Annotated in this window: 20 protein-coding genes; 9 read left to right on the top strand and 11 right to left on the bottom strand. The window is 74.2% G+C overall.

Annotation, left to right across the window (positions count from 1 at the left end; translation table 11 throughout):
• Positions 1-52: 52 nt before the first annotated feature.
• From OG702_RS08560 to OG702_RS08550, 3 genes are all read left to right on the top strand, one after another.
• Positions 53-916 carry a DsbA family protein gene (locus OG702_RS08560; protein ID WP_327288252.1) on the top strand — a complete coding sequence of 288 codons (864 nt, stop codon included), beginning with the start codon at positions 53-55 and terminating at the stop codon, positions 914-916.
• A gap of 136 nt (positions 917-1,052) precedes the next feature.
• Complete coding sequence (locus tag OG702_RS08555; protein WP_327288251.1) at positions 1,053-2,294, top strand: peptidoglycan-binding protein; 1,242 nt, start codon at positions 1,053-1,055, stop codon at positions 2,292-2,294.
• Positions 2,291-3,451 carry an SPFH domain-containing protein gene (locus tag OG702_RS08550; protein ID WP_327288250.1) on the top strand — a complete coding sequence of 387 codons (1,161 nt, stop codon included), beginning with the start codon at positions 2,291-2,293 and terminating at the stop codon, positions 3,449-3,451. Before OG702_RS08555 ends, OG702_RS08550 begins: the two co-directional genes overlap by 4 nt.
• Positions 3,452-3,509: 58 nt before the next feature.
• On the opposite strand, the gene OG702_RS08545 is transcribed toward OG702_RS08550, so the two are convergent.
• The 5 genes from OG702_RS08545 to OG702_RS08525 form a co-directional block, all read right to left on the bottom strand.
• The gene (locus OG702_RS08545; RefSeq protein WP_327288249.1) at positions 3,510-5,636 is read right to left on the bottom strand and encodes a 3-hydroxyacyl-CoA dehydrogenase NAD-binding domain-containing protein; all 2,127 of its coding nucleotides are present in this window, start codon (positions 5,634-5,636) and stop codon (positions 3,510-3,512) included.
• Positions 5,633-6,877 (bottom strand): thiolase family protein, encoded by a 1,245-nt coding sequence (locus OG702_RS08540; protein WP_327288248.1) that lies wholly within the window; start codon positions 6,875-6,877, stop codon positions 5,633-5,635. Before OG702_RS08540 ends, OG702_RS08545 begins: the two co-directional genes overlap by 4 nt.
• A gap of 212 nt (positions 6,878-7,089) precedes the next feature.
• A complete protein-coding gene (locus tag OG702_RS08535) occupies positions 7,090-8,340 on the bottom strand; it encodes a ribonuclease D (RefSeq protein WP_327288247.1) in 1,251 nt (416 codons plus the stop codon).
• Between the two features lie 431 nt (positions 8,341-8,771).
• Complete coding sequence (locus tag OG702_RS08530; protein ID WP_033177087.1) at positions 8,772-9,440, bottom strand: response regulator transcription factor; 669 nt, start codon at positions 9,438-9,440, stop codon at positions 8,772-8,774.
• Positions 9,441-9,630: 190 nt separating this feature from the next.
• Positions 9,631-10,260 carry a DUF3000 domain-containing protein gene (locus OG702_RS08525; RefSeq protein ID WP_327288246.1) on the bottom strand — a complete coding sequence of 210 codons (630 nt, stop codon included), beginning with the start codon at positions 10,258-10,260 and terminating at the stop codon, positions 9,631-9,633.
• A gap of 86 nt (positions 10,261-10,346) precedes the next feature.
• Between OG702_RS08525 and hemE the strand changes: the two genes are divergently transcribed.
• Positions 10,347-11,405 carry a uroporphyrinogen decarboxylase gene (gene hemE / locus OG702_RS08520; protein WP_442814343.1) on the top strand — a complete coding sequence of 353 codons (1,059 nt, stop codon included), beginning with the start codon at positions 10,347-10,349 and terminating at the stop codon, positions 11,403-11,405.
• An 18-nt stretch (positions 11,406-11,423) separates the two neighbouring features.
• Here hemE and OG702_RS08515 read toward each other — a convergent pair whose 3' ends face one another.
• Complete coding sequence (locus tag OG702_RS08515; protein ID WP_327288244.1) at positions 11,424-12,575, bottom strand: DUF4349 domain-containing protein; 1,152 nt, start codon at positions 12,573-12,575, stop codon at positions 11,424-11,426.
• A gap of 134 nt (positions 12,576-12,709) precedes the next feature.
• On the opposite strand from OG702_RS08515, the gene hemG reads away from it, so the two are divergent.
• Positions 12,710-14,200: a protoporphyrinogen oxidase gene (hemG, locus tag OG702_RS08510; protein ID WP_327288243.1), complete on the top strand. Its 1,491-nt coding sequence runs from the start codon at positions 12,710-12,712 to the stop codon at positions 14,198-14,200.
• A 4-nt stretch (positions 14,201-14,204) separates the two neighbouring features.
• The gene (gene hemQ / locus OG702_RS08505; RefSeq protein ID WP_327288242.1) at positions 14,205-14,966 is read left to right on the top strand and encodes a hydrogen peroxide-dependent heme synthase; all 762 of its coding nucleotides are present in this window, start codon (positions 14,205-14,207) and stop codon (positions 14,964-14,966) included.
• Positions 14,967-14,988: 22 nt separating this feature from the next.
• Here hemQ and OG702_RS08500 read toward each other — a convergent pair whose 3' ends face one another.
• Positions 14,989-15,693: a peptidyl-tRNA hydrolase gene (locus OG702_RS08500; RefSeq protein ID WP_327288241.1), complete on the bottom strand. Its 705-nt coding sequence runs from the start codon at positions 15,691-15,693 to the stop codon at positions 14,989-14,991.
• Positions 15,694-15,752: 59 nt separating this feature from the next.
• Between OG702_RS08500 and OG702_RS08495 the strand changes: the two genes are divergently transcribed.
• Together OG702_RS08495 and OG702_RS08490 are read left to right on the top strand one after the other, a co-directional pair.
• Complete coding sequence (locus tag OG702_RS08495; protein WP_327288240.1) at positions 15,753-17,324, top strand: ATP-binding cassette domain-containing protein; 1,572 nt, start codon at positions 15,753-15,755, stop codon at positions 17,322-17,324.
• A gap of 116 nt (positions 17,325-17,440) precedes the next feature.
• Positions 17,441-17,737 (top strand): YkvA family protein, encoded by a 297-nt coding sequence (locus OG702_RS08490; protein WP_327288239.1) that lies wholly within the window; start codon positions 17,441-17,443, stop codon positions 17,735-17,737.
• A 115-nt stretch (positions 17,738-17,852) separates the two neighbouring features.
• Here the strand turns inward: OG702_RS08490 and msrB are convergent, their stop codons facing one another.
• The 4 genes from msrB to OG702_RS08470 all read right to left on the bottom strand — a co-directional run bounded on the left by msrB (position 17,853) and on the right by OG702_RS08470 (position 21,445).
• On the bottom strand, positions 17,853-18,257 hold the full coding sequence (gene msrB, locus OG702_RS08485) for a peptide-methionine (R)-S-oxide reductase MsrB (protein ID WP_327288238.1): 405 nt from the start codon (positions 18,255-18,257) through the stop codon (positions 17,853-17,855).
• A gap of 10 nt (positions 18,258-18,267) precedes the next feature.
• A complete protein-coding gene (murC, locus tag OG702_RS08480; RefSeq protein WP_327288236.1) occupies positions 18,268-19,662 on the bottom strand; it encodes a UDP-N-acetylmuramate--L-alanine ligase in 1,395 nt (464 codons plus the stop codon).
• 84 nt (positions 19,663-19,746) lie between these two features.
• Positions 19,747-20,238, bottom strand: coding sequence for an indole-3-glycerol phosphate synthase (locus OG702_RS08475; RefSeq protein WP_327288235.1), 492 nt, complete (start codon positions 20,236-20,238; stop codon positions 19,747-19,749).
• Positions 20,239-20,602: 364 nt separating this feature from the next.
• Positions 20,603-21,445, bottom strand: coding sequence for a pyrimidine reductase family protein (locus OG702_RS08470; RefSeq protein ID WP_327288234.1), 843 nt, complete (start codon positions 21,443-21,445; stop codon positions 20,603-20,605).
• A gap of 614 nt (positions 21,446-22,059) precedes the next feature.
• On the opposite strand from OG702_RS08470, the gene zapE reads away from it, so the two are divergent.
• On the top strand, positions 22,060-23,088 hold the full coding sequence (zapE, locus tag OG702_RS08465) for a cell division protein ZapE (protein ID WP_327293143.1): 1,029 nt from the start codon (positions 22,060-22,062) through the stop codon (positions 23,086-23,088).
• Positions 23,089-23,104: the final 16 nt, after the last annotated feature.

Raw genomic sequence — 23,104 nt, 5'->3', positions numbered from 1 at the left:
ACCGATGGTAGAAATGCGCGAGAGCAGTGCGGATGATCGAGGTGGCGTAGCAATGACGGAGTCCAAGGGACCCGACACTCCGGGCGGTTCGGCGGCCCCGAAGAAGAAGCGCAAGACCCTTTTCGACCGGCTGCGCCCGTACGCGATCGGCGTGACGGCGATGGCGGTGGTCTTCGGCGTGTCCGCGGTGATCGGCGCGCATGTGCGCGGCAACAAGGACACCAAGGTCTCCGAGCCCAGTGGCGCGGTGGTCGCGGCCCAGCCGCCGACGTCCCCGCCGCCGGACGGCGCGTCGCCCAGCCCCACCCCCTCCGCGGGCCCCAAGCTCGGCATCCCGGTGCACCCGACGGTCCCGGTGACCGTCACGGTCTACGAGGACCTGCGCAGCCCGGACTCCAAGGCGTTCCACGAGGAGTACGAGGCGACCTTCCAGCAGCTGCTGACCACCGGCCAGGTGCAGTTCCAGTACCGCCTGGTGACCGCGTCGGACCAGCAGTACGGCGGCACCGGCGCCCTGGTGGCGGCGAACGCCGCGGCCTGCGCGCAGGACCAGAGCCGCTTCACCGCCTTCGTCGGCGAGCTGTGGAAGCACCAGCCCACCGACCCCAGGAACGACGCGCTGGCCAGCGAGAAGCTGATGAAGAAGCTGGCCGCCAAGGCCGGCAAGATCAAGACCGCCAGCTTCGACCCGTGCATCGAGCAGCTCGACCACGAGGGCTGGGTGGACGAGTCGCAGCGCGACTTCGCCTCCTCGGCCAACGGCTCGGTGCCCGTCGTGGAGATCAACGGGGCCGTCGTGAAGAACGTGCACTCCTCGCTGACCCCGGCGAAGCTGCGCGACCAGGTGCTCAAGGAGGCCAAGCGGGTCATCGCGCTGCAGGCCACCCCGACCGAGACGCCCGCGCTGGCCGGCTGACGCCCCTTCGGGTCCGCACCGCCCCCGCGGTCGGGCGATTCACCCTCTCCTGTGTTGATATCACCGGTTTCGTCAAGTTTCCGGGGAAATCGGGTACCAAGGGGAAGTGACGCCCGATCACGGAGGAGTGGTGCGCATGTCGATGCCGCTGTTCGACGACGTCGACCCGCCGCCCGCGTGCGGCTGCGAGGGCTGCGCCCGGCAGCGCCTCGCCGACTCCATGGCCCGCGAGACCTGCGCCACCACCAGCACCGGCGCCACCAGGATGCTGGTGGTGGCCGCCGCCGCGGGCACCGCGCTCGGCGGCACCGCCGCCACCGTCACGGCGGCGCCCCGCCCCGCCGCGGTCACCGGCTACGCCACCGGCCGCGGCACCCTGGCCGCGCCGGGCACCGCCACCGCGGCCACCCCGCTGCGGCTGACCCGCGCCCAGATCCTGCAACGGGCCAGGGCCTGGGTGGCGGCCGCGGTGCCGTACAGCATGACCGCGCACTGGAAGGACGGTTACCGGCAGGACTGCTCCGGCTTCGTCTCCATGGCCTGGGGGCTCGGCGTCAGCGCCTGGACCGGCAACCTCGACGACTACGCGGTACGCATCACCCGCGCCCAGCTGCGGCCCGGTGACATGCTGCTCTTCCACAACACGGCCGACCCGCAGAAGGGTTCGCACGCCGTGATCTTCGCGGGCTGGACGGACGACGCCCGCACCCGCTACACCGCCTACGAGCAGACCGCCCCGCGGGCCAGGGTCAGGACGACGCCGTACGCCTACTGGGCCCACTCCGCCGGATACGTCCCCTACCGCTACCGGCACCTGACGTCCGGCGCCGGCGGCGCCAAGACGGGCGACGCCACCGGCTACCCCGGCCGGGCCGCCTTCGGGCCGGGCCGCTCGGGCGGCGCCGTCACCCGTCTGGGCACGCTGCTGGTCGGCCGCGGCGCCGGCGCCCACTACCGGATCGGCCCGGGCCCGGTGTGGAGCGGGTCAGACCGCAGGGCCACCGCCGCCTTCCAGCGCGCCCAGGGCTGGACCGGCGCCGACGCCGACGGCCTGCCGGGTCCCACCACGTGGGCGTACCTGGTCAGGCACCAGGGCCACGACGTGCCCGGCAGCGCCCCGCGCACCGGTGAGGCCGCGGCCGGCGTCCCGGTCTACCCCGGGGCCGGCGCGTTCCGGCCCGGGCGCAGCAACGACAGCGTCCTGGCGCTCGGCCGCCGGCTGGTCGCCAAGGGCTTCGGCGCGGGCTACCGCCCCAGCCGCAACTGGCACGAGGCCGACCGGCGCAAGGTCGAGGCCTTCCAGCGGGCCCAAGGCTGGTCGGGCCGCCGCGCCGACGGATATCCCGGACCCGAGATGTGGAGGCGACTGTTCTCGTGAGCTCACCCGGCACCGCCGCACCGACCGAGCCCCCCGACCACCCCGCCGGCGCCGAGCACGCCGACCACGGTGACGGCCAGGACCGTTCCGCCGACGCGGCACGCCCCGAGCCCGCCGATCGCGCCGCGCAGCCCGACGTCCCCGCGCAGCCCGACGTCCCCGCGCAGCCCGACGTCCCCGGGCAGCCGGGGTCCGGCACCGACCAGACCGTACCGATGCCCCGCGTCCAGCCGCCGGCGGGCGTGTCCGCCGACGCGCTCACCGAGCGGTCCGGGCCGTGCCTGCCGGGCTGGACGGCGGCGGGCGTGCTGCTCGCCGCGGTCGGTGCGGCGGGCTGGCTGCTGTGGCGGGCCGGGCTGCTGCCGCTGCCGCCGACCGGTGGCCTGGTCCCGGACCCGCCGGGCGACGCGACCCGGGGGAGCGGGCTGTGGAGCGGCCTGGTGCTGATCGGCGCGGTCGCCGCCCTCGCGGCCTGCGGGCTGGTACGCGGCCGGCCCGGCAGCGTCTGGGTGCTCACCCGGCACGGCGGCTACCGTGGCACCGTCCGCCGCACCGGGCTGCTGTGGATCAGCCCGCTGCTCAGGCGGCGCCGGATGGACGTCTCGCTGCGGCACTGGCGCAGCCGCCCGATCGACGCGGTGGACGCGTACGGTACCCCGGTCCAGCTCACCGTGCTGCTGGTGTGGCGGATCAGGGAGACCGCGCGGGCCGCCTTCGCGGTGGACGACTGCACCCGGCTGCTGCGCGAGGAGGTCGAGGCGGCGGTCGCCCGCGCGGTGTCCCGGCACCCGGCCGACGACTTCCGCGGTGACGCGGTCACGCTGCGGGACTGCGACCGGCTCGGCGACGAGCTGGGCCGGCTGGTGGCCGCCGCGATGCGCGAAGTGGGCGTGGAGGTCTTCTCGGTGACCCCGGTCCGGCTGGAGTACGCCCCGGAGGTGGCGGGGGCGATGCGGCGGGCCAGGATCGCCTCGCTGGAGGCCAGGCAGCGCAGGGTGGTGCTCGACGACGTCCTGACCGCGGTGGCCGACACCCTGCGCGGGATCGCCGAACGGGGCCTGGTGGAGCTGGACGACTACGAACGCAAGTCGCTGGTCCGCGATCTGACGGTGGCCCTGCTCGCCACCCCGGCCCCCGCGGGCCAGGCGCGCGGCTGACCCGGGCCGAAAAGGGGGCGGGGCCGCCGTGGCCCCGCCCCCTTCGCCTGCCGCCGCGTCAGGCCGGGACGCTCGCGACGCCCGGGGCCAGGAAGGTCCTGCCGTTCACCCGCTGCGAGACGCCCTCACGGTCCAGGTAGGGGGTGACACCGCCCAGGTGGAAGGGCCAGCCCGCACCGGTGATCAGGCACAGGTCGATGTCCTGCGCCTCGGCGACCACGCCCTCGTCGAGCATCAGGCCGATCTCCTGCGCCACCGCGTCGAGTACCCGGTCGCGCACCTGCGCTTCCGTCAGCACGCTGTCGCCCTGCTTGAGCAGCGCGGCGACCTCCGGGTCCAGCTCGGGGCGGCCCGAGTCGTAGACGTAGAAGCCGCGCTTGCCGGCCTTGACGACCGCCGCCAGGTTCTCCGACACCGTGAAGCGGTCGGGGAAGACGCCGTGCAGGGTCTCCGAGACGTGCAGGCCGATGGCGGGGCCGACCAGTTCGAGCAGCACCAGCGGGGACATCGGCAGGCCGAGCGGCTCGATGGCCTTCTCCGCGACCGCCACCGGGGTGCCCTCGTCGATCACGTTCTGGATCTCGCCCATGAAGCGGGTCAGGATGCGGTTGACCACGAAGGCCGGCGCGTCCTTGACCAGCACCGCGGTCTTGCGCAGCTTCTTGGCCACCGCGAAGGCGGTGGCCAGCGACGGGTCGTCGGTGCCCTCGCCGCGGACGATCTCCAGCAGCGGCAGGATCGCCACCGGGTTGAAGAAGTGGAAGCCCACCACCCGCTCCGGGTGGTCGAGCTTCGCGGCCATCTCGGTCACCGACAGCGAGGAGGTGTTGGTGGCCAGGATGGTGTCCGGGCGCACCACCGCTTCCAGTTCGGCGAAGACCTGCTGCTTGACGCCCATCTCCTCGAAGACCGCCTCGATGACGAAGTCCGCGTCACCGAAGGCCGCGGCCTTGTCGAGGTGCCCGGTCACCAGCGCCTTGTAGCGGTTCGCCGCGTCCTGCCCGAGCCTGCCCTTGGCCAGCAGCTTGTCGATCTCGCCGTGGACGTAGCCCACGCCCTTGTCGATCCGCTGCTGGTCGATGTCGGTCAGCACCACCGGCACTTCCAGCCGGCGCACGAACAGCAGCGCCAGCTGCGAGGCCATCAGGCCCGCGCCGACCACGCCGACCTTGGACACCGGACGGGCCAGCGCCTTGTCGGGCGCGCCGACCGGCCGCTTGCCGCGCCGCTGGACCAGGTTGAAGGCGTAGATCCCGCTGCGCAGCTCGCCGCCCATGATCAGGTCGGCCAGCGCGGTGTCCTCGGCGTCGAAGGCGCGCTGCAGGTCGCCGTCCTTGGCCGCCGCGATGATCTCCAGCGCCCGGTAGGCGGCGGGGGCCGCGCCGTGCACCTTGCCGTCGGCGATGAGGCGCCCGCGCTCCACCGCCCGGTCCCACGCCTCGCCGCGGTCCACCTCGGCGCGTACGACCGCGATCTCGCCCTTGAGTACGGCCGCGGTCCACAGCAGCGACTGCTCCAGGAAGTCGGCGGCCTCGAAGAGCGCGTCGGCGATGCCCAGTTCGGCCACCTGGGCGCCCTTGAGCTGGCGGTTCTGGTTGAGCGAGTTCTCGATGATCACGCTGACCGCGCGGTCCGCGCCGATCAGGTTGGGCAGCAGCCCGCAGCCGCCCCAGCCGGGCACCAGCCCGAGGAAGACCTCGGGGAGCGAGAAGGCCGGCACCGAGGCGGAGACCGTCCGGTAGGTGCAGTGCAGGCCGACCTCGACGCCGCCGCCCATGGCGGCCCCGTTGTAGTAGGCGAAGGTCGGCACCGCGAGCGAGGACAGCCGCTTGAAGACCTCGTGGCCGCCCTTGCCGATGGCGAGCGCGTCCTGGTGGCTCCCCAGCAGCTCCACGCCCTTGAGGTCGGCGCCGACCGCGAAGATGAACGGCTTGCCGGTGATGCCGACCCCGGTGATCGCGCCGTCCGCGGCCTCCTTCTCGACCCGGTCGATCGCCGCGTCGAGATTGGCCAGCGACTGCGGGCCGAAGGTGGTCGGCTTGGTGTGGTCCAGGCCGTTGTCCAGGGTGATCAGTGCGAAGCGGCCCGCGCCGGGCAGGTCGATGTGCCGCACCTGCGCGCTGGTGACGACCTCGCCGGGGAACAGCTCGGCCGCGCCCTTGAGAAGTTCGGTGGTGGTGCTCACTTGCCGCTCCCGTCGCCGCGCTCGGTGGTCGCTCCGCTCCAGTGGGGGTTCTCCCAGACGACCGTGCCGCCCATGCCGAAGCCGACGCACATCGTGGTGATGCCGTAGCGCACCTGCGGCTGCTCCTCGAACTGCCGGGCCAGCTGCGTCATCAGCCGCACCCCGGAGGAGGCCAGCGGGTGGCCGAAGGCGATGGCGCCGCCGTACTGGTTGACCCGCGGGTCGTCGTCGGCGATGCCGTAGTGGTCGAGCAGCGAGAGCACCTGGACGGCGAAGGCCTCGTTGACCTCGAACAGCCCGATGTCGTCGATGCCCAGGCCCGCATTGGCCAGGGCCTTCTCGGTGGCCGGGATCGGGCCGATGCCCATCACCTCCGGCTCGACGCCCGCGAAGGCGTACGACACCAGGCGCATCCGCACCGGCAGGTCCAGCTCGCGGGCCACGTCCTCGGCGGCCAGGAGCGAGGCGGTGGCGCCGTCGTTGAGGCCCGCCGCGTTGCCCGCTGTGACCCGGCCGTGCGCCCGGAAGGGCGTCTTGAGCCCGGCCAGCTGCTCCAGCGTGGTGCCCGGGCGCATCGGCTCGTCGGCGGTCGCCAGGCCCCAGCCGGTCTCCCCGGCCTCCGGGCTGGTGCGGCGGATCGCGATCGGCACCAGGTCCTGCTGGATCCGGCCGTTGGCGTACGCCTTCGCCGCCTTCTCCTGGCTGCGGACCGCGAACTCGTCGGCGCGCGCCCTGGTCAGCCGCGGGAAGCGGTCGTGCAGATTCTCCGCGGTCATGCCCATGAACATCGCGGACTCGTCGACCAGCTTCTCCGAGACGAACCGCGGATTCGGGTCCACGCCCTCGCCCATCGGGTGCCGACCCATGTGCTCGACACCGCCGGCGACCACCACGTCGTAGGCGCCGAACGCGATGCCGCCGGCCGTCGTCGTCACCGCGGTCATCGCACCGGCGCACATCCGGTCGACGGAGAAGCCGGGCACGGTCGTCGGCAGCCCGGCCAGGATGGCCGCGGTGCGCCCCAGGGTGAGCCCCTGGTCGCCGATCTGCGTCGTCGCGGCGACCGCGACCTCGTCGACACGGGCCGGGTCCAGCTGCGGATTGCGCCGCAGCAGCTCCCGGATGCACTTGATCACCAGGTCGTCGGCGCGGGTCTCGTGGTAGATGCCCTTCGGGCCCGCTTTGCCGAACGGGGTGCGGACGCCGTCGACGAAGACGACATCCCTCGCAGTACGGGGCACGAGGTTCCCTCTTTCTGTGTTCGCTCGCCGCCGGCCGCCCTTTCGACGCCGGCGCGGCCGTCGGCTCGCTCACCGGGGTGACCGGGGGACGGTGGACGGGCCGGGCACCGCACCGCCCAGGGGCGGGCGCGGCACCGACCCTCATGCTACTCGCGGGTAACCGGTCGGGACAGTGCAACGCGGGGAAGCGGCGTAGGTCACACGGGAACGGGTTATTCGTCCGCGGCGGGGCGGGCGGTGAGCGACTTGGCCAGCAGCGGGGTGGTCAGCTCGATCTGCCACGGGCGGGCGCCCAGCGCCGCCAGAGCGGCGGCGACCGCGTCGGGGGAGCGGTCGCCGGGGGGCGACCAGCAGACCCGGCGGACCGAGTCCGGGGTGATCAGATTCTCCTGCGGCAGGTTCAGCTCCTCCGCCAGACCGGTGACCGCCGCGCGGGCGGCGGACAGGCGGGCGGCGGCCGCCGGGTCCTTGTCGGCCCAGGCGCGCGGCGGGGGCGGCCCGTTGTACGCGGCCGTCGGCTGCGGCAGCTCGCGCTCGGGCAGCCCGCGGGCCCGGTCGACGGCCGCCTGCCACTGGTCCAGCTGGCGGCGGCCCATCCGGTGCCCGAAACCGGGCAGCGCGGCCAGCGCGTGCACGTTCGGCGGGCTCTCCAGGGCGGCGGCCACGATCGCCGCGTCGCTCAGCACCCGGCCCGGCGAGACGTCCCGCTCCCGGGCGGTGCGGTCCCGTGCCAGCCACAGTTCGCGCACCACGCCGATCTGGCGGCGCCTGCGCACCTTGTGCATGCCCGACGTGCGGCGCCACGGGTCCACCCGGGGGGCCGGCGGCGGGGCGGCGGCGATGGCGGCGAACTCCTGCAGCGCCCACTCCAGCTTGCCCTGGGTGCGCAGCTCCTCCTCCAGCGCGTCGCGCAGGTCGACCAGCAGCTCGACGTCCAGCGCGGCGTACCGCAGCCAGGGCTCGGGCAGGGGGCGGGTGGACCAGTCGACCGCCGAGTGGCCCTTCTCCAGGGCGTAGCCGAGCACCTGCTCGACCATCGCGCCCAGCCCGACCCGCGGGAAGCCGGCCAGCCGCCCGGCCAGCTCGGTGTCGAACAGCGATGTCGGGTGCATGCCGAGCTCGGCGAGGCATGGGAGGTCCTGGGTGGCGGCGTGCAGCACCCACTCGGTGCCGCTCAGGGCGGAGTCCAGGGCGGACAGGTCGGGACACCCGACCGGGTCGATCAGCGCGGTCCCTGCTCCGGCGCGGCGCAGCTGGACCAGATAGGCCCGCTGCCCGTAGCGGTAGCCGGAGGCGCGCTCGGCATCGACGGCTACCGGGCCCGAACCCGCGGCGAACGCCGCGGCGACTGCTGTGAGAGCCTCCGGGTCTGCGGTCACCGGCGGGATGCCCTCGCGCGGGTCCAGCAGCGGAACCGGCGCCGCGTCTTCTTCCGGGGTTGCGGTCTCTCTGGCGTCGGTCACCTGTCAAGGGTAGCCGTGCCGGCCCCTCCGGGGGTTCGCCCATCCCCACGACCTTTCCCCCAGCGGTGGGGCGCCCACGCCCCCGGGCGTGCCCCCGCGGTGGGGGTGCCTCCTTCCCGCCGCGCCGGCTTCTCGCGCAGTTCCTCGCGCCCCTGGGGGGTGCCCCTTGCGGTCGGGGTGCGTTTTTCCTGCCGTCGTGGTTGCGCGCGCAGTTCCTCGCGCCCTGAGGGGTTGCCCTCTTCGGCGGAGGGTGGGGGTTTTCAGGGCGCGGGGAACTGCGCGACCAGCCACCGCGGCGGGAAAGCAAGCGACGCCACCGCAGGGGGCGCTCACCCCAGGGGGCGCGCGGCAGCGCGCGTGGCGGGGGTTCGGGGTGCCCTCGAGGTTGGGCGACGCAGGGGGCGGAACGTTCCGCCCCCTGCTCGCGGCGGTCAGTGAATGATGCCCGTGCGCAGCGCGACCGCCACCATGCCGGCCCGGTCACCCGTACCGAGCTTGCGAGCGATCCGCGCCAGATGGCTTTTCACGGTCAGCGCCGACAACCCCATCGACACGCCGATCGCCTTGTTGGACTGGCCCTCCGCGACCAGCCGCAGCACCTCCACCTCGCGCCCCGACAGCTCGCGGTAGCCGCTCCCGGGGTGGCCGGAGGCGCCCGGCGGGCGGCGCTGCATGCGGGCGGCGGTGGCGCCGAGCGGGGCGAGGCCGGGGCGGCCGGCCATGGAGCCTGGGCTGTTGCGGGTGCCGGTCACCACGTAACCCTTGACGCCGCCCGCCAGGGCGTTGCGCACCGCGCCGATGTCGTCGGCGGCGGACAGCGCGAGCCCGTTGGGCCAGCCTGCGGCGCGGGTCTCGGCCAGCAGGGTGAGCCCCGAACCGTCGGGGAGGTGGACGTCGGCGACGCAGATGTCGCGGGGATTACCGACCCGGGGCCGGGCCTCGGCAATGGACGAGGCCTCGATCACATCGCGAACCCCGAGAGCCCACAGGTGTCGGGTGACAGTGGAGCGGACGCGGGGGTCGGCTACGACGACCATGGCCGTCGGCTTGCTGGGACGGTAGGCGACCAGGCTCGTGGGCTGCTCGAGAAGAACGGACACCGGGCCTCCTGTGGCAAAGGGGACTGAAACGGTCACAGTCTCCTTCGGCAGCAATTGCTCCGGGCTTTAGGGAAAGATCACGATTTATTGAGCATTAATTCCGGCAAATCGGACGGCCGATCGAACGCCAGAGCAGCCCGGGCACAGATGTGCCCCGACACCGCCGAGCGGCGCCGGGGCTGTCGCCGCGTCAGGTGCGCCGTTTGGGCAGCGGCACCACGCCGCCCGCACCGCGTACCGCCGCCTCCGGGCCCTCGCTGGGCGGCAGGCCGGCGCACGCGCACAGCAGGTCGCACCAGGCCGCCAGGTGGGTCGCGCCGTCGATGACCCCGCCGGGCCGCTCCCGCGGCGACCACGAGGCGCGCAGCTCGATCCTGGTCTCGTCGGGCCGGTCGGCGAGGCCGCCGAAGAAGTGCGAGGACGCGCGCGAGACCGTACCGCTCGGCTCGTCGTGGTCGGCGCCGCGGGCGGCGAGCGCGCCGGTCAGCCAGGACCAGCTGACCTCGGGCAGCAGCGGGTCGCCGGCCATCTCCGGCTCCAGCTCCGCCCTGGCCAGCGTCACCAGCCGGAAGGTGCCGTGCCAGGCCTCGTGGCCGGCCGGTTCGTGCAGCAGCACCACCCGCCCGTCGGCCAGCTCCTCGCCGTCGACCGCGACCGTGGCCTCCAGCGCGTAGGCGTACGGGGCCAGCCGGCGTGGCGCGGTCACCTCCTCGATCCGCACCTCGGACCGCACCCGCGCCCCCCGCAGGGCCTCCACCGCATGCCGAAAGGGAAAGGGGACCCCGTCGTCCTCGCCGAGCTGCCCATGCACCGCTGCCATGCCCGGAAGACTAGGCCGCCGACGCCCCTCGCGTGCGCAACAACACCCGAGGCCCCCCAACTGGTGCCCGCTCCCGCCATGGGAGGATGCCCGGTGTGAGTGCGCCTGAGCAGACCGCTGCGTCCCCCTTCATCCGTGCCTGCCGGAACGAACCGGTGCCGCACACCCCCGTGTGGTTCATGCGGCAGGCAGGGCGGTCGCTGCCCGAGTTCCTGAAGGTGCGCGAGGGCATCCCCATGCTGGAGTCGTGCACGCGGCCCGAGCTGGTCGCCGAGATCACCCTGCAGCCGGTCAGGCGGCACCGGGTGGACGCGGCGGTCTACTACAGCGACATCGTGGTGCCGCTCAAGGCGATCGGCGTCGACCTGGACATCAAGCCGGGTGTCGGCCCGGTCGTCGCCGAGCCGATCCGCACCCGGCAGGACCTGGCCAGGCTGCGCGACCTGGAGCCCACCGACGTCGGCTACGTCACCGAGGCGGTCGGCCTGCTCACCGCCGAGCTGGGCGCCACCCCGCTGATCGGTTTCGCCGGCGCCCCCTTCACCCTGGCCAGCTACCTCGTCGAGGGCGGGCCGTCCCGCAACCACGAGCGCACCAAGGCCCTGATGTACGGCGACCCCGAGCTGTGGCACGAGCTGCTCGACCGGCTCGCCGACATCACCGCCGCCTTCCTGAAGGTGCAGATCGAGGCCGGCGCCAGCGCCGTGCAGCTCTTCGACTCCTGGGTCGGCGCGCTGTCGCCCGCCGACTACCGGCGCCATGTGATGCCGTCCTCGGTGAAGGTCTTCGACGCCGTCGCCGGCTACGGGGTGCCCCGCATCCACTTCGGCGTCGGCACCGGCGAACTGCTCGGCCTGATGGGCGAGGCCGGCGCCGACGTGGTGGGCGTCGACTGGCGGGTGCCGCTCGACGAGGCCGCCCGCCGGGTCGGCCACGGCAAGGCCCTGCAGGGCAACCTCGACCCCGCGGTGCTCTTCGCCCCGACCGCGGCGGTCGAGGCGAAGACCCGCGAGGTGCTGGACGCCGCGGCCGCGGCCGGCACCGGCCACATCTTCAACCTCGGCCACGGCGTCCTGCCGAGCACCGACCCCGACGCCCTCAGCCGCCTGGTGGACTTCGTCCACCGCGCCACGCAGGCGGCCTGACCGCTCAGCGGCCGCCGGTCAGTCCCGCGGCTCCTGCTCCTCCTGCGACCTGGACGCCTCGGGGGACGCTGCCTGCGGCTCCAACGAGGTGTCGGCCTGCTCCTCGTGCTGCCCCGGCACCCGCGGATACCGCGGCAGCCGGTCCGCCGCCCGCAGCGTCGGCCGCGGGGCGGCCGGCCCGGTGCGCGGCCGCCAGCGGCGCACCAGCCGCCAGGCCGCCCAGATCAGCACCCCGAGCGCCAGGAACGGCAGCAGCACCGACAGCACGACGAGCACCGTACGCACCGTCACCGAGAAGGCGTGCCAGCCGCCGCTCAGCGCGTTGCCGACGATGGTCAGGAAGCCGTCCTTCTTCTCCTTCTGCGGCGCCTTGTGCGGCGCGGCCTTCACCGGCGGCTCGCTCAGCCGCAGCGTCACCGTGGCCAGGCCCGCCTGCGCCCTCAGCGACGACTGCTGGGCCTCCAGCGCCTCCAACGCCGCCTCACGGGAGCTCAGTTCGCTCTCCAGCGACACCACATCGCTGAGCCCGGACGCCTGGTCCATGAGCTTGCGCACCCGGTCGACGCTGGCCCGCTGCGACTTCACCCGGCTCTGCACGTCGACCACCTGGCCGGTGACGTCGTCCACGCTGACCTTGCGCCCCAGCAGGGTGCCGAGCTTGCCGAGGTCGTCGAGCAGCCTGTCGTACGCCGCCGGCGGCACCCGCAGCTGGACGGTCGAGGTGGCGTGGCCGCCGGCGTCCACCGCCGTGTCCTCGTCGCCCGCGTAACCGCCGGCGCCCGCGACCAGCGTCCTGGCCTGCTGCAGCGCGTCCTCCACGTGCGGGGTGCGGATGCTCACCTCGGCGGTGCGCACCAGATAGGTCGGGGCGAGCGCCGGGGTCCTGGCGCTCCCCGACCCCGACGAGGGGGCGCCCGCGGCCGTGCCGCCGGTGCCCGCCGCGGCGGCCCCGTCGCCCGAGCCGCTGCTGCCGGAACCGTCCTCCGGCACCCCGGGCCGGCCGTTCGCCGCCGGTGCCGCAGCCTTGTCTGAGCTGGCCGAATCCTTGCCGGACGACGCGCTGCACCCGGCGACGGCGAGGGTGCCCGCCAGCAGCAGTGCCGCGACGGCGGCGGCCCCGCGTCGGCGGCGTCGGGCGCCGGGTGCGTGCTGTCTCGTGCTGGGTCTCATCTCGAATCCCCCCAGGGGCAGGGCCGTTGTGACATGCCACTGATTGGACGGACGGCTTCGCGGTCCCGTTGCCGTCCTGCGGTACCGAAGGGATCACGGTCGGAACTCGATCCGGAGTCTGAGACAGTGGACGCATGAGCGACTCGCACAGCGGCACGGGCGCGGCGGCCGCCCGCGACCGGGCGGAACGGCCCGCGACAGCACCCGCGGGCGGACATGTGGTGGTGGTCGGCGGCGGTATCTCGGGCCTGGCCGCCGCCCACCGGCTGGCCGCCGCGGGCGCCCGGGTGACCCTGCTGGAGGCCTCGTCCCGGCTGGGCGGCAAGCTGCACGCCGACGAGATCGCCGGGGTGCCGGTCGACCTCGGTGCTGAATCGATTCTGGCCCGCCGCCCCGAGGCGGTGGAGCTGGCCCGCGAGGTCGGCCTCGGTGACGATCTGGAGCCGCCCGCCGTGCTCGGCGCCACGCTGTGGACGCGCGGCCGGCTGCGGCCGATGCCCAAGGGCCACGTGATGGGCGTCCCCGGCGACCTCGGCCCGCTCGCCGCCTCCGGGGTGCTCTCGCCCGCCGGTCTCGCCCGGCTCCCGTTCGACCACGTCCTGCCGCGTACCGAGATCGACGGCGACGTGGCCGTCGGGGCCTTCGTCGCCGCCCGGCTCGGCCGCGAGGTCGTCGACCGGCTGGTGGAACCGCTGCTCGGCGGCGTCTACGCGGGCAACGCGTACGAGATCTCGCTGCGTGCCGCCGTCCCGCAGCTCTACACCGCGGCCCGCGACGGCGGGCGTTCGCTGATCGAGGTGGCCCGCGGCATCCAGCGCCGCGCCGCCGCCTCGGCCGGTACGGGGCCGGTCTTCAACGGCATCCGGGGCGGCGTCGGCCGGCTGCCGCTCGCGGTCGCCGACGCCTGCCGGGCGGCCGGCGTCGTCATCGAGACCGGAACGCCGGTGCGCGAGCTGCGCAGGACCGGGCCGCACGGCTGGCAGGTCCGCCTCGGCGACCGCGTCATCGACGCCGACGCCGTGGTGCTCGCCGTCCCCGCGACCGCCGCCGCCCGGCTGCTCGGCGCCGAGTCGCCGGCCGCTGCCGCCGACCTGGACAGCGTCGACTACGCGGGCATGGCGCTGGTCACCATGGCCTTCCGCCGCTCCGACGTGCACCGGCTGCCGCAGTCCAGCGGCTTCCTCGTGCCGCCGGTCGACGGCCGGACGATCAAGGCCTCGACGTTCTCCAGCCGCAAGTGGGGCTGGCAGGACGCGGCCGGCGGCGACACCGTGGTGCTGCGCACCTCGGTCGGTCGCCACGGCGACGAGGCCGACCTCGCCTGGGACGACACCGACCTGGTCCGGCTGTCCAGGGACGACCTGGCGGAGGCGGTCGGCCTGCGGGCCGCACCGGTCGCCGCCCGGGTCACCCGCTGGGCCGCGGGCCTGCCGCAGTATCCGGTCGGCCACCTGGACCGCGTCGCCCGGATCCGCGAACAGGTCGCCAAGCTGCCCGGCCTGGCCGTCTGCGGTGCCCTCTACGACGGTGTGGGCATCCCGGCATGCGTCGGCAGCGGCAACCGCGCGGCGTCCGAGGTACTGGCCACCCTGGTGCCGGACGGGACGGGCGGCGCGGGAGAATAGCCGCATGACCGACTCGACTGCCGACCACGCCCTCGACTCCGCCGCCGCGGACGCCGTGGCGCACGCCAAGACCGCCAACGCGGGCAAGAAGGCCAAGGACCTCAACGAGGTCATCCGCTACACGCTGTGGTCGGTCTTCCGGCTGCGCACCCCGCTGCCCGAGGACCGCACCGGATACGCCGACGAGGTCGACGAGCTGTTCGCGCAGCTCGGCGCCAAGGACGTCACCATCCGCGGCACCTACGACGTCTCGGGGCTGCGGGCGGACGCCGACGTGATGATCTGGTGGCACGCGGAGACCGCCGAGGCGCTGCAGGAGGCGTACAACCTCTTCCGCCGCACCAGGCTGGGCCGCGCGCTGGAGCCGGTGTGGTCCAACATGGCACTGCACCGCCCCGCCGAGTTCAACAAGTCGCACGTCCCGGCCTTCCTCGCCGACGAGACCCCGCGCGACTACGTCAGCGTCTACCCCTTCGTGCGCTCGTACGACTGGTACCTGCTGCCCGACGAGGACCGCCGCCGGATGCTCGCCGACCACGGCAAGCTGGCCCGCGGCTACCCCGACGTCCGCGCCAACACCGTCGCGTCCTTCTCGCTCGGCGACTACGAGTGGATCCTCGCCTTCGAGGCCGACGAGCTCTACCGCATCGTCGACCTCATGCGGCTGCTGCGCGCCTCCGAGGCGCGGATGCACGTCCGCGAGGAGGTGCCGTTCTTCACCGGCCGCCGCCGCCCGCTCGGCGAACTGGTCGCGGGCCTGGCCTGACGCCCACGGGCGAGGGCGCCGGTCAGCGGCTCGCGCGGAGCGCGGGGTGGTCGGCCACCACTGTCGGGGAGCCCGCGGGGATCTCGGTGAAGCCGGCATCGCGGACGACCGGGAGGTCGCAGCCGCCCAGGCGGGCCCAGGTGCCGGCGCCGGGCGTGCGGACGGACAGGGCGAAGCCCGCCGCCCGCCACGCGGCGCGGCTCGCGGTGTCCAGCTCCCACCAGGCGAGTTGCGCCCCGTGCCCGGCCTGGGCCATCGCCTTGCCGGCGGACATGGTGATGCCGGGGTTGAGCCAGAGCACCGGTCCCGCCGGATCCGGCGCGGGCACCGGCTCGGGGTCGTCCAGTTCGGTCCCGGACACCTGGAGCCTGGCCAGGTCCTTGGGCCAGCCGTCCAGCGGCACCGGCGGGAAGACGCGGACCTCCGCCGCCCGCCCGGTGACGGTGATGCCGGGCAGCGCCTCCGCCCGCCGCCACTCCGCGCCCCGCGCGCGCCGCACGACCTTCCTGATCCTGGCGTCCTGCCAGTCCCGTACCGCCTGCGTCCACTCGCCGTCCTCGGCGGTGGCGCGCTCGGCGGACAGCAGGGTCAGGACCGCGCGGGCCGCGGTCTCCAGGGCGTCGGTGCGCGGCGGCGGGGCGTCCCGCTCGATCCGCACCACGAGTGGCAGGACGTACTGCGGTGCCGCGTCGCGCTCGGCGGCACTGTGCTGGAAGGGGCTGGTCACGCGGCAAGTCTGCCATCGCGGCTTGGCACCGCGCGGCGGGGTGGTCCAGGATGATGCCCGTGCACGACAAGGGACTGCTGCGGCTCGACGGAGTCGGACGGCGTTACGGACTGCGCGGCCCGTGGGTGCTGCGGGACGTCACAATCGACCTACCGGCCGGGGCCCTGGTCAGGGTCGAAGGGGTGAACGGCAGCGGCAAGTCGACGCTGCTGCGGATCCTGGCCGGCGTGGACGCGCCCGATGCGGGCCGGATCACCGGGCGGCCGGCCGCGTCCACCGCCTACGTGCCCGAGCGCTTCCCCGCGGCGCTGCCCTTCCCGGTGCTGCGTTACCTGACCCACCTCGGGTCGGTCCGCGGCCTGCCCGCGGCCACCGCGCGGGTACGGGCCGAGGCCTGGCTGGACCGTTTCGGCATCGCCGGCTACGCCGGCACCCCGCTCGACCAGCTCTCCAAGGGCAGCTGCCAGAAGGTCGCGGTAGTGCAGGCGCTGCTCGCGGACCCCGAGCTGCTCGTGCTGGACGAGGCGTGGACCGGTCTCGACGCCGTGGCCCGCGACACCCTGGACGCGGCCGTCCGCGCCCGGGTGGCCGCCGGCGGCACCGTCGTCTTCGTCGACCACGACCCGCGCCGGCTGGCCGGCGAGGCCACCCTCACGGTGACCGTCCCCGCCGGGTCGGGGCCGGTCAGCGCGGTCCGCACGGCGGCCGTGGCACCCCGGGGCGCTCCGGACGCCGTCGTCATCGAGGCGGCAGGGACCGGCGCCGTCCCCGAGGCTGCGCGGCCCTTCGCGGAGCCGGACGGAGCCGGCATACGGCTGGTGGTCCCGGCCGACGCCTCCGACGCGGTGCTGCGGGCGCTGCTGCTCGCGGAACCGGCCTGGCACGTCACCGGTCTGCACACCCGGGCCCGGGTCGCCGACGCGCCGGTGGACGACGCCCCCGCCGTGGTCCCCGGGCCGCACCGGACCGCCGCACTCCTGCGCTACCAGGCCGAACTGCTGGCCCGCTCGCACCGCTGGCTGCCCCCGCTGCTCCTCTACGGCGCCATCATGGCCATCGGCGTCTCCAGCGGCCAGCCGGTGCTCGGCTCGCTCGGTTACGCGGCCGCGCTGCTGCTGCCGGTCGCCGCGTGGATGGTGCGGGTCTGCGTCGGCAACGAGCCGCCGGCCGCGCGGGCCTGCGTGGCCTCCGCGGTCGGCGCCGAGCGCGCGCAGGCCGGCGCGCTGGTGACGGCGCTGCTGGCGTCCTCGCTGGTCGCGGTGGCCGGCACGGGCGTCGTCGCGGCGATCAGCAACGCCTACGCCGACGACATGCGCACGGCGGTGCCGGTGGGCCCGGCGGCCGTGGCGGGACTGCTGGCCGCCGCCGTCTCGGTGCTGCTCGGCACCGCGGTCGGGGCGGTCACCAATCCGCCGCTGCTGCGCAGCCCGGGGTGGTCGCTGCTGGTCACCGGGATCTCCGCGGGCGGCGTCCTGGTCGTGTCGGGCTCCCCGGCCCAGGCGGCGGTGACCGACCTGGTCACCGGCTCCCGCACCGGCACCGTCTCCTACCCCTTCCTGGCCGCCGCGCTGTCCGCGGTCGTGGCCTGCGGGGCGCTGCTGGTCTCCGCGCGGGCCGCCGCACGGCGCTGAGACCGGCCGACCGGCCGCGCGCGGACGCGCTCTGACGGTTGCTCATGCCCTGGCCTGTGCCGAGCCGATATCCGGGGGCAGACGGTCTGTGAACCCGGACGATCGGAGGTGGTGCGGTGAACCGCACGACGTTGGTGTTGCTCGTGGCCGCGGGCGTCGTCCTGGCGGTCGTCACGGCGGTCTACGCGGTCCGGCTGCTGCTGCGGCTGGTCCGCGCCCGGAAAGTGCTGAAGTCCACGGGGATGCCGCTGTCGACCAAGGCGATGTTCTGGGGATCGGTGGCCTATCTGATCTGCCCCATCGATCTGCTGCCCGACCCGATCTACCTGGACGACGTCGGGGTGCTGCTGCTGGCACTGCGCTCGGTGCACGCGGCCGCGCTGAAGGCCGGGGCGGCGCGGCGGCGCAGCTGAGCGGCGCGGTGTCGAAGCCGCGGGCCGCCCCTCCTTCAGGGCGGCCGCGGGACGGCCCGCGGCAGGGGAAGGCCCCCGTACGCGATGGGCGGATTCTTGGGGGCCTTCGGTGTGCCTACTCCTTGGGGCTGAGCCGCAGGGAGATCGAGTTGATGCAGTAGCGCTGGTCGGTCGGCGTGCCGTACCCCTCGCCCTCGAAGACATGGCCGAGGTGCGAGCCGCAGCGCGCGCAGCGCACCTCCACCCGCACCATGCCCATCGCGCGGTCCTCGATCAGCTCGACGGCGTCGCTGTCGGCCGGGTCGTAGAACGACGGCCAGCCGCAGTGCGACTCGAACTTCGTGTCGGAACGGAAGAGCTCGGCGCCGCACGCCCGGCACGCGTAGACGCCCTCGGTCTTGACGTCGGTGTACTCACCGGTGAAGGGACGCTCGGTGCCGGCCTTGCGCAGGACCGCGTACTCCTGCGGTGACAGCTCCTCGCGCCACTGCTCGTCGGTCTTGTTCACTTCATACGACATGGAGGTCCTCTCAGCTGCCGAGACGGGCGAGAATCCGTGGTCCGAGGTCGGTCACGTCGCCAGCCCCCATGGTGAGAACGAGATCCCCCTGCTTCGCCATTCCTGCCACCACCCCGGGAACCGCGTCCCGGTCGGACTCCGCGGTCACGTCGGCGCCCGCGGCCCTTGCCGCATCGATGATCAGGGCGCTGGTCACCCCCGGAACCGGGTCCTCCCGGGCGGGATAGATGTCAAGCACCACCGAGGCGTCCGCCAGGGCCAGGGCGCCGCCCATCTCCGCCCCCAGCTCCCGGGTGCGGCTGAACAGGTGCGGCTGGAAGACCACCAGCACCCGGCCGCCCTCCGCGGCCGCCCGGATCGCCTCCAGATCGGCGGCCATCTCCGTCGGGTGGTGCGCGTAGGAGTCGATCACCTGCACACCGGCCGCCTCGCCCTTGAGCTGGAGCCGCCGCTGCACACCCGTGTACTTGGCCAGCGCCGACGCCAGATTGCGGGCCGGCGCGCCGACCGCGATGCCCGCGGCCAGCGCGGCGACCGCGTTCAGCGCGTAGTGCCGACCGGGCACCGACACGGTGAAGGTCAGCATCCGGCCGTCGAGCAGCACGGTGACCTCGCTGGTCAGGCCGCGCGGGGTGATCTTCATCACCCGCAGGTCGGCGCCCTGCGCCTCGCCCACCGTCACGATCCGCAGCCCGCCGATGTCCCGCACCCGGGACGTCAGCTCCACCGCGCCCGGCTGGTCGGCCGAGACGACCAGCGTGCCGCCCGGCCGCACCTTGCCGACGAAGGTCTCGAAGGAGTCGTAGATCTCCTCCATCGAGGCGTAGTTGGCGTGGTGGTCCAGCTCCACGTTCAGCACGATCGCCACCTCGGGGGCGTACCTGTGGAAGCTGCGGTCGCTCTCGTCCGCCTCGGCGACGAAGACCTCGCCGCCGCCGTGACGGGCGTTGGACCCGGGCGCGTCCAGGTCGCCGCCGATCACGTACGACGGCTCCATGCCGAGCGCGGACAGCGCGACCGCCAGCATCGAGGTGGTGGTCGTCTTGCCGTGCGTGCCGGCCACCGCGATCGGGCGGGTGCCCTCCATCAGCGCGGCCAGCGCCTCACTGCGGTGCAGCACGGGCACCCCGCGCTCGCGCGCCGCCGCGAGCTCCGGATTCTCCGGCCGGATCGCGCTGGAGACGACCACGGCGGTGGCGTCCTGCGCCAGCTGCGCGGCATCGTGCCCGATGTGCACGGTCACGCCCAGGGCGCGCAGCGCCGCGGCCGTCTCCGACTCGCGTGAGTCACTGCCCGCCACCAGCGCCCCGCGCTGCGCGAGGAGCTTCGCGACCCCCGACATCCCGGCGCCGCCGATACCGATGAAGTGCGGTCGTTCCATGGTGGGCGGAACGGACGGGCTCATACGCGGATCTCCAAAAGGTCAGCCGTTGACAGGTCGGCCGTTGACAGGTCAGCCGATTCTCGCACTGCCCGCGGCCGCCGGCCCTCACCCCTCGGCGGGCTGCTCACCGGCGTCCTGCTGCGCGAACAGCTTGAGCACCGGCACCCCCACCTTGTGCCGGGCGCGCGAGGTCCAGTCGCGGTGGAAGAACTCCTCCACGAAGTGCGGCGCCGTCAGCACGATGACCTCGTCGGCGTGGGTCCGCTCCACGACCGTCCGCAGCAGGTCCAGCGGGTGCCGCTCGACGATCTCGCCGACCGCCTCGGCGCCGGCCCGGCGCAGCGCCTCGATGGAGTGCGCGAGGGCGACCTCCGCGGGCTTGAACGCCGCCGCGCCCTCCGGCACGTCGTTCTCCCGGGCCGCGTCCTCCAGATAGCCCAGCGCCACGTCGTCCACCGCCCTCAGCAGCCGGTCCTGGTCGCCGCGGGGCTGCATCAGCACCACGAAGGAGACCTGCTCCTCGCCGTGCAGATTCGTGATCAGCTCCACGTCCTCGGAGGAGAGCGGCTTCTCGATCATGAGTACGGTCGTGAACACGGACGCGTCCTTCTTTCTCGCGGGCCACTCGGCCGCCACGGAAACCATCCTGCCCCGAACTTCGCAGGACATCGCGGTAACTGTTCCCGGGTGGCGCCAAGCGGAACGGTGGGATCCGGTTTCTTGCGGGCCATCCTTGCCCCGGGTTGCTGCCCTCTGGGAAGGGGATGCATGTGTGGTGGGGGCGGGGGGTGTAGGGCGTACGTGCGGATTTCTTTCCGTGCGCTGTGCTTTTCGCGTGGGTTTGGGGTGGGTTCCGTGCGGTTCTTGTCTCCGTGCGGTTGTTGTCTCCGTGCGCTCCGTGATTCGTGCGGAGTGGGCTGCTCTGGGTGGGGGCTGTTTTGCGTGTGGGCTGCTCTACGCTCTACGCGCGGGTGTAGCGGGTGAACAGGTAGCCGTCCTCTTCCAGGACGGACAGCGGGACGAAGCGGGCCGGGCCCGCGGGGACGGCGGGGCCGTTCATCACGCGGGGCGCGTCACCGCCCACCAGCAGCGGCGCCACGGTCAGGCACAGCTCGTCCAGCACGCCGGCCGCCGCGAACTGGGCCAGCAGGCGGGGGCCGCCCTCGTGGAGCAGCCGGGTGTGGCCCAGCGCGGCCAGTTCCGCGACCGCGCGGGCCGGGTCGACGCCGCCGTCGTCTTCGCCTTGGGCCCCGCCTTGGGCTTCGCCTGAGCGGGTGCCGGCCAGGACCACCTGGGCGCCCGCCGCCCGCGCCGCGGCCAGTCGCTCCTCGGGCGCCGCCGTGCCCGTCAGCACGATGGTCGGCGTCGCCGCCTCCCGGAACAGCGGGGTGTCGAAGTCCAGGTCCAGCCGGCGGCTCACCACCGCGATCACCGGGGCGGGCGACTGGCCGTCGGCGGCGCGCTGCTCGGCGAAGTCCTTACGCGCCTTGGCCGGGCGGTAGCCCTCCTGCCGGACGGTCTCCGCACCGACGAGGATCGCGTCCGCGAGTGCGCGCAGCGTGCCGAAGACGCGCATGTCGGCGGGGGAGGAGAGGGGGGCGGATTTGCCGTTGGCGTGGGCGGCGCCGTCGAGGGCGGCGACCATGTTCGCCCGTACGTACGGGCGGTCCTTCCGGGGCGTGGGCCCGGGCCCGGGCGCGGGCGCGCGGGTCGCCGCTGCCGGGTATGCGTAGGCGGCTGCCAGGCCGTGGGGGGTGGCGAGGTCTTCGTCCGCCGGGCCGGCGGGGGGGTGCAGGCGGCGCATGCCGTGCAGTTTGGCATGGGGGGTGTTGTGTTGCCCGCCCGCCCGTGCGGGTGTTTGGTCGGGTGCGGGTGCCGCTGGTGGGTGGGTCGGTGCCGCCCCGGGGGTATCTCCTCGGCCTGCGCACCATAGCCCTTACGGTGCCTTCCAGCGGGAGTTGTGCGCAGTCCTGCGGGGACACCCCCGGACCGTCCCCTCCCCGCCGCCGGCGGCCCCCTGCCGACACTGGCTGAGGAGGGAGCGTTCGGACGTGGGCACCCCCTCCCGTACCCGCCCCCCGGGGAAGGTGGATGGCTCCCCGGCGGCGCCATCTGTGCCCACGGCACACCGTCACGCACGGGCGGAACAGCCGCCGATGGTGGTCACCCCCACAAGAAGGCCGTTCGCCGAACTACCACCGTCACGGGTCTGGGGGCACCCCCACGCGGAGCCATGGGGGAGGGTGGGAAACACCCCGCGCCGCCAGGCGCGGGCAACCCCCACGGACGTGCACCCGCCGACGGGGGCGCCCCCCGGGCCGGAGGCACGGGCACCCCCCACGGACGTGCACGTGGTGGCGGCCCGGGACCAGCCGCCACGTCAGGCGTGGGGAGGACGCATTAGGCTATGCAGCCGTGATCACGCTCAGCGGGCGCAGCCCGCAGCTCGAGGTGGGGCGGCTCGTCCAGGACATGGTGCCGCCGCCCCGGTTCGACGCGGTGCGGTTCGAGACGTACGTCGCGGACCCGGCGCAGCCGAGTCAGGCCGCCGCGGTGGCGCGGCTCAGGGAGTTCGCGGAGCGGAAGGTGCCGGAGGGGCGGCGCGGATGGTTCCGGCGGGAGACGGTGGCGCCGGGCGGCGGGGTGTATCTGGACGGTGGCTACGGCGTCGGCAAGACGCACCTGCTGGCCTCGTTGTGGCATGCCACGCCGGCGCCCAGGGAGCGCAAGGCGTTCGGCACGTTCGTGGAGCTGACGAATCTGGTCGGGGCGCTGGGGTTCCAGCAGGCGGTGCAGGCGCTGAAGGAGCACCGCCTGGTGTGCATCGACGAGTTCGAGCTGGACGACCCGGGCGACACGGTGCTGGTCTCCACGCTGCTGGGGAAGCTCGCCGACGCGGGGGTGCGGCTGGCGGCGACGTCGAACACGCTGCCGGGGAAGCTGGGGGAGGGGCGCTTCGCGGCGGCGGACTTCATGCGGGAGATCCAGGGCCTGTCGGCCCGGTTCACCAGCGTGCGGATCGACGGTGAGGACTACCGGCACCGCGGGCTGCCGCAGGCGCCGGAGCCGTACACGGACGACGAGGTGACGCGGGCGGCGCGGCGGACGCCGGGAGCGGCGCTGGACGACTTCGGGGCGCTGACCGGGCATCTGGCGACGGTCCATCCGAGCAGGTACGGGGCGCTGTGCGACGGGGTCGAGGCGGTCTTCCTGCGCGGAGTGGGCGAGGTCACCGACCAGGCGGCGGCGCTGCGGCTGGTGGTGCTCGCGGACCGCTTCTACGACCGGGAGATACCCGTGATGGCCTCCGGCGTGCCGTTCGACCGGCTCTTCGGGGCGGAGCTGCTGGCCGGCGGGTACCGGAAGAAGTATTTCCGTGCGGTGTCCCGGCTGACCGCGCTGGCCAGGGACGCCGGGCGGCCGAACGGCGCTGGCGAGGCCGCCTGAACGGGCGCACGATCGG

This window comes from Streptomyces sp. NBC_01198 (assembly GCF_036010485.1).
Classification (GTDB): Bacteria; Actinomycetota; Actinomycetes; order Streptomycetales; family Streptomycetaceae; genus Actinacidiphila.
The sequence above is the reverse complement of the archived record's forward strand: the minus strand, read 5'-3'. Positions and strand labels throughout refer to the sequence as shown.

Excerpts from the sequence above, each read along its gene's own strand:
- OG702_RS08470 (WP_327288234.1), bottom strand. The coding sequence starts at position 21,445 with ATGCGCCGCCTGCACCCCCCCGCCGGCCCGGCGGACGAAGACCTCGCC.
- msrB (WP_327288238.1), bottom strand. The coding sequence starts at position 18,257 with ATGTCGTATGAAGTGAACAAGACCGACGAGCAGTGGCGCGAGGAGCTG.
- murC (WP_327288236.1), bottom strand. The coding sequence starts at position 19,662 with ATGAGCCCGTCCGTTCCGCCCACCATGGAACGACCGCACTTCATCGGT.
- OG702_RS08555 (WP_327288251.1), top strand. The coding sequence starts at position 1,053 with ATGTCGATGCCGCTGTTCGACGACGTCGACCCGCCGCCCGCGTGCGGC.
- hemG (WP_327288243.1), top strand. The coding sequence starts at position 12,710 with ATGAGCGACTCGCACAGCGGCACGGGCGCGGCGGCCGCCCGCGACCGG.
- hemQ (WP_327288242.1), top strand. The coding sequence starts at position 14,205 with ATGACCGACTCGACTGCCGACCACGCCCTCGACTCCGCCGCCGCGGAC.
- hemE (WP_442814343.1), top strand. The coding sequence starts at position 10,347 with ATGCCCGGTGTGAGTGCGCCTGAGCAGACCGCTGCGTCCCCCTTCATC.
- OG702_RS08560 (WP_327288252.1), top strand. The coding sequence starts at position 53 with ATGACGGAGTCCAAGGGACCCGACACTCCGGGCGGTTCGGCGGCCCCG.
- OG702_RS08515 (WP_327288244.1), bottom strand. The coding sequence starts at position 12,575 with ATGAGACCCAGCACGAGACAGCACGCACCCGGCGCCCGACGCCGCCGA.
- OG702_RS08525 (WP_327288246.1), bottom strand. The coding sequence starts at position 10,260 with ATGGCAGCGGTGCATGGGCAGCTCGGCGAGGACGACGGGGTCCCCTTT.